Source organism: Sphingobium phenoxybenzoativorans, assembly GCF_018286635.1.
In the GTDB taxonomy this organism is placed as follows: Bacteria; Pseudomonadota; Alphaproteobacteria; order Sphingomonadales; family Sphingomonadaceae; genus Sphingobium; species Sphingobium phenoxybenzoativorans.
This window is the reverse complement of the sequence record NZ_CP073910.1, coordinates 2,810,137-2,818,470: the sequence shown is the minus strand read 5'-3', so window position 1 is coordinate 2,818,470 and position 8,334 is coordinate 2,810,137. Positions and strand designations below refer to the sequence as shown.

The window sequence follows — 8,334 nt, the reverse complement described above, 5'->3', positions numbered from 1 at the left end:
AGCTGCGGCGCCCCGGTCAACGGACCGTCAGGCCGGCTGGATATTGACCGCAGCCTGCTTGCCGCGCTTGTCGGGTTCAAGGTCATAGGACACGCGCTGATCATTGGTCAGCGTACGCAGACCGGCCTTCTCGACCGCCGTGATATGGACGAAGGCATCTGCGCCGCCATCTTCCGGCGCGATAAAGCCATAGCCCTTGTCGGCGTTGAAAAACTTAACTGTGCCAATCGGCATGGGTATTTCCTTTGGTGGACCGCAGTCTGCCCGCGGGGCGGAGATCTGCGCTGATACAGGGCCGGATTTCGATAATGCACGCGCGCCGTCCGGCCCTCGCCAGTGCGCGTGAATGCCTATTTTGCAGGGAGCGGCGGCCGGGCCATGTAGAGACCAGAGCGGACCACACGGCCTTCCAGCACCTTGCCGCTCATCCGCCGGCGGAGGTCTGCTGCGCCATCGCTGGTGCGCAGCACGACGCGCGTGCCGCCCGATGGCAGCGGTTCAATGGCCGAAATATCGATGCTGTGTTTGGCGCACATCGCCTCGACCGACTGGATTGGCGCATCCAGGTTGATTGCGCGGCTCAAGCGATTGCCGCCTTTGGCGCGCCGAAACGGCCGGGATCGAAACTTTTCGAACCATCATTCTGCGGGGTCCGATAGGAAAGCCGGTGCTGGTCGATCCGGCGGGCATAGGCCCTGGCAAGCGTGTCATGGGCCGCCTTCGCCGATGCGTTTGTCGTTTCCCTCGCAAGAAGGATTTCCACCTGTTCACGGTGGAGGAGATAATTGAGGTCTTCCATGAGAAGCGCTCCTGATAGGCAAGCGGGAGCGCGATTAGTCTCTCTGTCACGGCGAACGCTTGCGGGCGATTTTCGCGCGATGGGCGTGGGATAGCACAGGGTGGGCGGTTTGTCGCCGTTTTTAACGCGCAATAGGTGTAGAAAACGCGATAAGGCCCCGCTCTCAGGGCTAGAAATGCAGCATCATGCGGAGCGGGTTGGCGGGGTCGGACAGCAGCTTGACCGTCAGGGCGAGCGACATCACCACCAGCACCGGACGCACGCCCTTGCCGCCGAAGCGCATGGCGGTGTGTGCGCCGGCCTGATTGCCCAATATGCTGGCGAGCGCCATCGGCAATCCGATGATCCAGACCACCTTGCCTCCTGCTATCATGACGAGAAGGCTCATCATGTTGGTGCAGAAGTTCAGGAATTTGGTGTGGGCGATCGCCCGGACGAGGCCCAGGCCGCCCAGCGCCACCAGCGCGGTGGTGAAGAAGGAGCCGGTGCCGGGACCGAAAAAGCCGTCATAAAAGCCGATCGTCGCGACGATGGCGAACAGCCCCGCCATGCCGACGCGGCTGTGGCGATCCACATCGCTCATGTCCGGCGCGGCGAGGAAATAGATCGCCATCGCGATCAGCAGGACGGGGATGAAGCCCGCCAGAAACCCTGAATCGATCAGTTGCAGGACATAGGAACCGGCCCCCGCGCCGATCATCGCGCCAATGGCGGGCCAGCGGAACCGTTGAAAATCAATATGCCCCTTGCGCGCAAAGGCGAGGAAGGCGGAACCTGTGCCGAACGTGCCCTGAAGCTTGTTGGTGGCGATCGCCGAGACCGGAGAGACGCCTGCGGCCATCAATGCCGGGATGGTCAGCAGTCCGCCGCCGCCCGCAAGCGCGTCGATGAAACCCGCGATAAAGGCCACGCCGGCCAGCAGTGCGATGATGTCCAATCCATAGTCCATAAGCCCCCCTAGAGCGGGTTTCCCCCGGGTCGAAGCAAAACCCGTTCTGATATTGCTTTTTCCGCAATATCCGGGCCGTCAGGCGATCCTGTCCGGCTGGAAATCCGATCCGCCCTGTGATTGCCCGGATGGGGAAAGCCGTTGGAAAATAAGGCGCGAAAAAACCCCAACAAAGGCGAGGGTGTTCGGTATTTTGCGCAATTTGCCGGTCTGATTAGTTCAAGTATTTCAATGGATTGCGCAGGCCGCGCAAAAATAGGATTTGTTGGAACCTTCGCCTTTGTTGGACTTTTGAAGGATGCGTTGAAGCGCGCCTTGGGGCGTCTCTGGCTCAGTCGCCCGCCATGCCCTCGAACGGCACGCCCAGCTCAAAAAGATAGATGGACGAGTGCCCATCCTTCTTTCCCTCCTTTATCAGCGCATGGATCATGGCGTCGGTATTGCCGCTGACGGCGACCGCCTTGTTGGCGAGGGGAAGGGTGTCGCTATGGCCGGGCGCCATGTTCACTGTGCGGCCAACCGATCCCGGCGCCCATTCCGCCAGCGCCATGAAGGATATGCCATGTTGAGCGCAGCGGCGGCTGAGGCTCAAAAGGGCCGGGGCGATTTCCCGGTCATAAAAGGCTTCCCGCTCCTGCGGCGTCATGCTGTTCAACCCCCGTTTCCCGTTCCCGCGCGACCTTAGGTCCGCCGGGCCTCCACAATGCGGCCAGGCTGATGACCGCCGCGACCGACATATACAGCCCGACGAAACTGCCCAGTTTCAACGTCACAAGCTGCTGCGCCACGATAGGCGCGAGCGCGCCGCCGATAATGCCGCCCAGATTGAAGGCGAAAGATGCGCCTGTATAGCGCAATTGCGTTGGGAAAAGCGCAGGCAGGAAAGCGCCGAGCGGGCCATAGACCAGTCCCATCAGGAACAGCGCCAGCGCAAGGATCAGGAAGATCGCAAGCAGCGATCCGCTGCCCATCGCCAATCCGAAGATCGCCCCCATCGGGACCGTGCCGAGACATCCGGCGATCAGCACGCCGCGCGGCGTGAAGATGTCCGACCACCATCCCGACAGGATGATCCCCACCGCCATGAACAGGATCGCGCCAAGCTGGACGCCCAGAAAGACTTCACGGTCGATCTTCAGCGTTGCGGTGCCATATCCCAGCGCAAAGGCCGTCGCGATGTAGAAGATGGCGAAGCAGGCGACCACGGCGAAGGTGCCTGCAATGGCGGGCCGCAGATGATCGCGCAGCAGGTCGGCGAGCGGCAGATGCGAGGGAGGCGCCTCCGCCATCGCCGCGGAAAATTCCGGCGTTTCCGTCAGTTTGAGCCGGATCCACAGGCCAAGGCCGACCAGGATCGCGCTGGCGAGAAACGGCAGGCGCCATCCCCAGCTTATAAATTGCTCCTCCGTCAGCATCGCGCCGAGCAGCAGGAACATGCCGTTCGCGGCGATGAAGCCGACAGGCGCGCCCAGTTGCGGGAACATGCCGAACCGGCCGCGCCAGCCCGGCGGCGCATTCTCCACCGCGAGCAGCGCTGCGCCGCCCCATTCCCCGCCGAGGCCGAAACCCTGTCCGAAACGCAGGATGCACAGGATGAGCGGCGCCCACCAGCCGATCGACTGGTATGTCGGCAGGAAGGCGATGGCGAGGGTCGATCCGCCCATCAGCATCAGGGATGCGACCAGCGTGGATTTGCGGCCGATGCGATCGCCATAATGGCCGAACACCGCAGCGCCCAGGGGCCGGGCGAAGAAGGCGAGGGCGAGGCTGGCGTAGGAAAAGAGAAGCTGGGTCGCGGGCGGGGCGGCGGCGAAGAAAAGCGGGCCGAACACCAGACTGGCGGCCGTGGCGTAGATATAGAAATCGTAAAATTCGACCGAGGTGCCGGTCAGGCTGGCAATCAGCACCCGCTTGTTCCGGAGCATCGCGCCCATGCCGTCGCTCATTGGGCCGATCCTTTCCGGTCCTGGTTCTGGTTCAATATCTCATAGGCCATCACGGCCGTCGCCACCGCCACATTCAGGCTGTCCGCCTTGCCCAGCATCGGCATTTTGACGAGCAAGTCGCATTCCGCTTCATAGGATTCGGGCAGGCCCTGCGCCTCATTGCCGACCAGCAGGAAGGTGGGGCTGGCATAACGCGCCGCCCGGTAATGGGACGTCGTGTTGAGGCTGGTGCCGACAAGCTGCCCCGGCCCCTGCCGCAGCCAGGCGATGAAATCCTCCCAGCGCGCGGTCGAGATCGTCTGGGTGAACAATGCGCCCATGCTGGCCCGCACCGCCTCCACGGAAAAGGGGTCGACGCAATCGTCGACAAGGATCAGGCCGCCCGCGCCCACGGCGTCGCCCGTACGCAGGATGGTGCCCAGATTGCCGGGATCGCGCAGCGACTGCGCAACGATCCAGATGTCTGCGCTGCTCCGGTCCAGCGCCTCCAGCGGCGTCAGCCGGTCGCGATAGACGCCGACCAGCGCTTGCGGATTATCCTTGCCGGAAATCTTGGACAATATGTCGGCCGTCGTTTCGATGACGTCGCCGCCCGCCGCTTCCATCGCCGCGATCAGCTCACGCGCCAGCGGGTGCGGCGATCCGGCGTGGAACAGCATTTCCGGGAGCACGCCTTCCTCGCGCGCTTCGGTCAGGATGCGCAGCCCCTCAGCCAGGAACAGTCCCTCGCGCTTGCGATGCTTCTTTTCCCGGAGCGAGCGGACGCGCTTGACCAGCGGATTGGAGAAGCCGGTAATTTCGCGTGACACTGATCGGCCTTCCAGAATGGCGGCGGGGATTACTCCTCCCCGAACTTGTCCTCGACCAATGTGACCAGCTTTCCAAGCGATTCTTCGGCATCCGGGCCTGTCGCCATGATCGTGATGCTGTCGCCCATGGCGGCGCCCAGCATCATCAGGCCCATGATGGAGGTGCCGGTCACTTCCGATCCGTCCTTGGCGACGACGATTTGCGACGGCAGGCCGCTCGCCAGCGTGACGAACTTGGCGCTTGCCCGTGCGTGGAGCCCACGCTTGTTACTGATCAAAACCTCCCGGCGGAGATCGGTCATGGAGTGTTACCCAGCAGTTCCGATGCGACGCTGATATATTTCTGCCCTGCTTCGCGCGCCGCTGCAACCGCCTTGCGCACATCCATCGCCTTGCGGGCGCTTTCCAGGCGGATGAGCATGGGCAGATTGATGCCCGCAATCACCTCTATCTCGCCGGTCTTGAGCAGGGAGATGGCGAGGTTGGAGGGCGTGCCGCCGAACAGGTCGGTCAGCAGGATGACGCCGGAGCCGTCATTCACCTTGTCCACGGCGGCGGCGATGTCCGCCCGGCGCAGCTCCATATCGTCATCGGGACCGATGCAGATGGTCTCGATCGCCTGTTGAGGACCGACCACATGCTCCATCGCGACAACGAACTCCGCCGCCAGCCGCCCATGCGTAACAAGAACCAGCCCGATCATGGGAGAATATGCCCTATATGCTGCGTCATAGCTTTGGTTCCGGACCCCCTGCGCGGCGCTTCTCCAGGGCGTCCTGGGGCGCTGATTCCATGTTGCGGTGCGAGACCGTGGGCGAAAATCCTTCCCGGCGCAAGGCTGCCGCCACCCGTTCCGCGACATGCACGGACCGATGTCTCCCGCCGGTACACCCGAATGCGACGGTTACATAGGCCTTTCCCTCTCCCGCATAGCGGGGGAGGAGGGTGAGCAGCAGTTGCTCGATCTGTCCGACGGCAGCCTCATAGGCGGGGTCGCCCGCAATGTAGGCGGCGACGTCCGGGTCGCGCCCGGTTTTCGGCCGCAGATCGGGCACCCAATGCGGATTGCGCAGGAAGCGCATGTCGAACACCAGGTCCGCATTGCGCGGCAATCCGCGGGAAAAGCCGAAGGAAATGACGGTCAGCACAGGCTCCGACAGCTTGTCGAGGCTGAAGCGCGCGCGGATTTCCTGTTGCAGGCCATTGCTGTTGAATGTCGTCGTGTCGATGACATGGGTGGCCCAGCGGCGAAGCGGCTCGGTCAGTTCGCGGTCCCGCGCAATGCCGTCGGTGGCCGGACGGTCCACGGCAAGCGGATGGCGGCGGCGGGTTTCGGAAAAGCGCCGCTCCAGCTCCGACCCCGAACAGTCGAGAAATAATGTCTCGACGTCCAGTCCGTGATCCTCCCGCAAAGTCTTGATGCGGCGCACAATGGCGGCGGCGTCGAAGCCGCGGGTGCGGGCGTCGATTCCAAGAGCAAGGGGCCGCTCCTGCGCGTCCTTTGGCAAGGGCATGTCGAGCAGGCGGTCGAGCAGCAGGAGGGGCAGATTGTCGGCGACTTCCCACCCGATATCCTCCAGCGTCTTGAGCGCGGTCGTCTTGCCCGCGCCCGACAGGCCCGACACCAGCAGGATCGTCTTGCGCGGCTGATCGGTCATCGCCCGGCGAGGTCCAGTCCGAAGGCGCGCAGGGCATATTCCACCTTGATGGGGGCCGAAGGCTCATGAGGCGCGATTTTCATGACCGGCACGTCTACGCCCGCAATCCGGCGGGTCAATGGCTTCTCCGGCATGCGGTCGACAATATCGAAAAGGTCGACGATCAGGGCGACCGGCATATCGGCCAGATGCGGCACGTCGACGATGCCTATGCCGCGGATCTCCATCTTGCCCGCGATATTCCGGGGCGGGGAGACCGCCAGATGCGCCGACGCCCCCCGGCCGATCCGTGTCGCGAGGGTATAATCGTCGCTGACGAGGGAAGCGCCGCGATCGATGAGGCGCAGGGCGAGGTCCGACTTGCCGCTCCCGCTGACGCCGCACAGCATGACGGCCCGCCCGGCTATGGCCACGGTGGTTGCGTGAAGCGTCTCGGATGAAAGCGTCGCCACAGGGCAGTCTCCAGGCGATATGCTCTAGACCGCCTTGCGGTCCAAGGGAATCCGGCAAATGCGGTAAGCGGCAGACCTTCGTCCTATCCCTGGACTCGTCTTGCCTGCCGCTGCTTTCCCGCCTATCGGCTCTGGCATGACGGAAACAGCATATCGTATCCAGGGCGCCACGGGTGATTGGGAGGTCGTGATCGGCCTGGAGGTCCATGCCCAGGTCACATCGCAGGCCAAGCTTTTTTCGGGCGCGTCGACAGCGTTCGGCGCGGAACCCAACAGCCAGGTCAGCCTGGTGGACGCGGCCATGCCCGGCATGCTGCCCGTCCCCAACCGCGAGTGCATCCGCCAGGCGGTCCGCACCGGCATGGCGATCGACGCGCAGATCAACAAATATTCGCGGTTCGACCGGAAGAACTACTTCTACGCCGATCTTCCGCAGGGCTACCAGATCAGCCAGCTCTACCATCCGATCGTCGGCGAAGGCGCGATCGAGGTGACGCTGGACGAGAAGGACCCGGCCAGCGCGACCAAGCGAATCGGCATTGAGCGCATCCATGTCGAGCAGGACGCCGGCAAGCTGATGCATGACCAGCATCCGACGCGCAGCTATGTCGATCTCAACCGCTCCGGCGTGGCGCTGATGGAGATTGTCAGCCGCCCCGACATGCGTTCGCCCGCCGAGGCGGGGGCCTATCTGCGCAAGCTCCGCACGATCCTGCGCTATGTGGGGTCGTGCGACGGCAATATGGAGGAAGGCTCCATGCGCGCCGACGTCAATGTCTCGGTCCGCAGGCCGGGCGAGGCATTCGGCACGCGGACGGAGACGAAGAACGTCAATTCCGTGCGCTTCGTGATGGCCGTGGTCGAGCATGAGGCGAACCGGCAGGTCGACGTGCTGGAGGGTGGCGGAAAGATCGTCCAGGAAACCCGGCTCTACGACCCCGACCGGAACGAGACCCGCTCCATGCGGTCGAAGGAAGATGCGCACGATTATCGCTATTTCCCGGACCCGGACCTGCTGCCGCTGGAACTGGACGATGCGTTCCTTGAGGAATGCCGCGCCTCTCTGCCGGAACTGCCGGACGCCAAGCGTGCGCGCTATGAGCAGGCGCTGGGCCTTTCCGCCTATAACGCCGCAGTCCTGACCGCCGAGGCGGAGACTGCGCGCTGGTTCGAGATGTTGCTGGCCGAAAGCGCCCGCGTCCAGAAGAAGGGCGAGGGAGAGGTCGCGAAGGCGGCTGCCAACTGGCTGCTCTCCGAACTGTTCGGGGCGCTGAACCGTCTGGGCAAGGATCTGGACACCAGTCCCGTCAGCCCGGAACAGGGCGCTGAGCTGCTTGCCTTGGTCGCCGATGGCACCCTGTCCGGCACGCTGGCCAAGCAGGTGTTCGAGATCATGCTGGAAACGGGCGATGCGCCGGGCAAGATCGTCGAGGAAAAGGGCCTGAAGCAGACCAGCGATACGGGCGCCATCGAGGAAGCGGCGGCGAAGGTCATTGCCGACAACGCCGACAAGGTGGAGCAGTATAAGGCCGGTAAGGAAGCGCTGTTCGGCTTCTTCGTCGGCCAGACGATGAAGGCGATGGGCGGCAAGGCCAACCCCAAGGTCGTCAACGAGATATTGAAGAAGGCGCTGGGCTAGGCCGAGCGGACTCTAAAACGCTAGACGTGGCGCGTGCTCCTGCGCAGGCAGGAGCCCAGTCCCACGCTCTGAACTGGGCTCC

The 8,334-nt window shown here is 63.7% G+C and carries 12 protein-coding genes; 1 reads left to right on the top strand and 11 read right to left on the bottom strand.

The genetic code is table 11. The features are described from left to right. Window positions 1-27 precede the first annotated feature (27 nt). From KFK14_RS13935 to KFK14_RS13885, 11 genes are all read right to left on the bottom strand, one after another. The gene (locus tag KFK14_RS13935) at window positions 28-234 is read right to left on the bottom strand and encodes a cold-shock protein (protein WP_070156448.1); all 207 of its coding nucleotides are present in this window, start codon (window positions 232-234) and stop codon (window positions 28-30) included. 116 nt (window positions 235-350) lie between these two features. Then, a complete protein-coding gene (locus KFK14_RS13930) occupies window positions 351-584 on the bottom strand; it encodes a hypothetical protein (protein WP_070156449.1) in 234 nt (77 codons plus the stop codon). Further along, window positions 581-799, bottom strand: coding sequence for a hypothetical protein (locus tag KFK14_RS13925; protein WP_070156450.1), 219 nt, complete (start codon window positions 797-799; stop codon window positions 581-583). Before KFK14_RS13925 ends, KFK14_RS13930 begins: the two co-directional genes overlap by 4 nt. Window positions 800-968: 169 nt before the next feature. Continuing rightward, on the bottom strand, window positions 969-1,748 hold the full coding sequence (locus tag KFK14_RS13920; RefSeq protein ID WP_212608084.1) for a TSUP family transporter: 780 nt from the start codon (window positions 1,746-1,748) through the stop codon (window positions 969-971). A 331-nt stretch (window positions 1,749-2,079) separates the two neighbouring features. Next, window positions 2,080-2,403 (bottom strand): hypothetical protein, encoded by a 324-nt coding sequence (locus KFK14_RS13915; protein ID WP_212608083.1) that lies wholly within the window; start codon window positions 2,401-2,403, stop codon window positions 2,080-2,082. Further along, window positions 2,363-3,694 carry an MFS transporter gene (locus tag KFK14_RS13910; protein ID WP_212608082.1) on the bottom strand — a complete coding sequence of 444 codons (1,332 nt, stop codon included), beginning with the start codon at window positions 3,692-3,694 and terminating at the stop codon, window positions 2,363-2,365. The genes KFK14_RS13915 and KFK14_RS13910 overlap by 41 nt, the downstream gene beginning before the upstream one ends. Next, window positions 3,691-4,503 carry a TrmH family RNA methyltransferase gene (locus KFK14_RS13905; RefSeq protein WP_212608081.1) on the bottom strand — a complete coding sequence of 271 codons (813 nt, stop codon included), beginning with the start codon at window positions 4,501-4,503 and terminating at the stop codon, window positions 3,691-3,693. The genes KFK14_RS13910 and KFK14_RS13905 overlap by 4 nt, the downstream gene beginning before the upstream one ends. A gap of 29 nt (window positions 4,504-4,532) precedes the next feature. Then, window positions 4,533-4,805 carry an HPr family phosphocarrier protein gene (locus KFK14_RS13900; protein ID WP_070156454.1) on the bottom strand — a complete coding sequence of 91 codons (273 nt, stop codon included), beginning with the start codon at window positions 4,803-4,805 and terminating at the stop codon, window positions 4,533-4,535. After that, window positions 4,802-5,206 (bottom strand): PTS sugar transporter subunit IIA, encoded by a 405-nt coding sequence (locus tag KFK14_RS13895; RefSeq protein WP_070156455.1) that lies wholly within the window; start codon window positions 5,204-5,206, stop codon window positions 4,802-4,804. Before KFK14_RS13895 ends, KFK14_RS13900 begins: the two co-directional genes overlap by 4 nt. A gap of 25 nt (window positions 5,207-5,231) precedes the next feature. Next, window positions 5,232-6,161: an RNase adapter RapZ gene (gene rapZ / locus KFK14_RS13890; protein ID WP_070156456.1), complete on the bottom strand. Its 930-nt coding sequence runs from the start codon at window positions 6,159-6,161 to the stop codon at window positions 5,232-5,234. Further along, complete coding sequence (locus tag KFK14_RS13885; protein ID WP_212608080.1) at window positions 6,158-6,613, bottom strand: HPr kinase/phosphorylase; 456 nt, start codon at window positions 6,611-6,613, stop codon at window positions 6,158-6,160. Before KFK14_RS13885 ends, rapZ begins: the two co-directional genes overlap by 4 nt. Window positions 6,614-6,749: 136 nt before the next feature. Here KFK14_RS13885 and gatB point away from each other — a divergent pair, with 136 nt between their 5' ends. Beyond that, complete coding sequence (gene gatB, locus KFK14_RS13880) at window positions 6,750-8,252, top strand: Asp-tRNA(Asn)/Glu-tRNA(Gln) amidotransferase subunit GatB (RefSeq protein WP_070156458.1); 1,503 nt, start codon at window positions 6,750-6,752, stop codon at window positions 8,250-8,252. The last annotated feature ends 82 nt before the right edge of the window (window positions 8,253-8,334 follow it).

Excerpts from the sequence above, each read along its gene's own strand:
- KFK14_RS13935 (WP_070156448.1), bottom strand. The coding sequence starts at position 234 with ATGCCGATTGGCACAGTTAAGTTTTTCAACGCCGACAAGGGCTATGGC.
- KFK14_RS13925 (WP_070156450.1), bottom strand. The coding sequence starts at position 799 with ATGGAAGACCTCAATTATCTCCTCCACCGTGAACAGGTGGAAATCCTT.
- KFK14_RS13920 (WP_212608084.1), bottom strand. The coding sequence starts at position 1,748 with ATGGACTATGGATTGGACATCATCGCACTGCTGGCCGGCGTGGCCTTT.
- KFK14_RS13910 (WP_212608082.1), bottom strand. The coding sequence starts at position 3,694 with ATGAGCGACGGCATGGGCGCGATGCTCCGGAACAAGCGGGTGCTGATT.
- KFK14_RS13900 (WP_070156454.1), bottom strand. The coding sequence starts at position 4,805 with ATGACCGATCTCCGCCGGGAGGTTTTGATCAGTAACAAGCGTGGGCTC.
- KFK14_RS13895 (WP_070156455.1), bottom strand. The coding sequence starts at position 5,206 with ATGATCGGGCTGGTTCTTGTTACGCATGGGCGGCTGGCGGCGGAGTTC.
- rapZ (WP_070156456.1), bottom strand. The coding sequence starts at position 6,161 with ATGACCGATCAGCCGCGCAAGACGATCCTGCTGGTGTCGGGCCTGTCG.
- gatB (WP_070156458.1), top strand. The coding sequence starts at position 6,750 with ATGACGGAAACAGCATATCGTATCCAGGGCGCCACGGGTGATTGGGAG.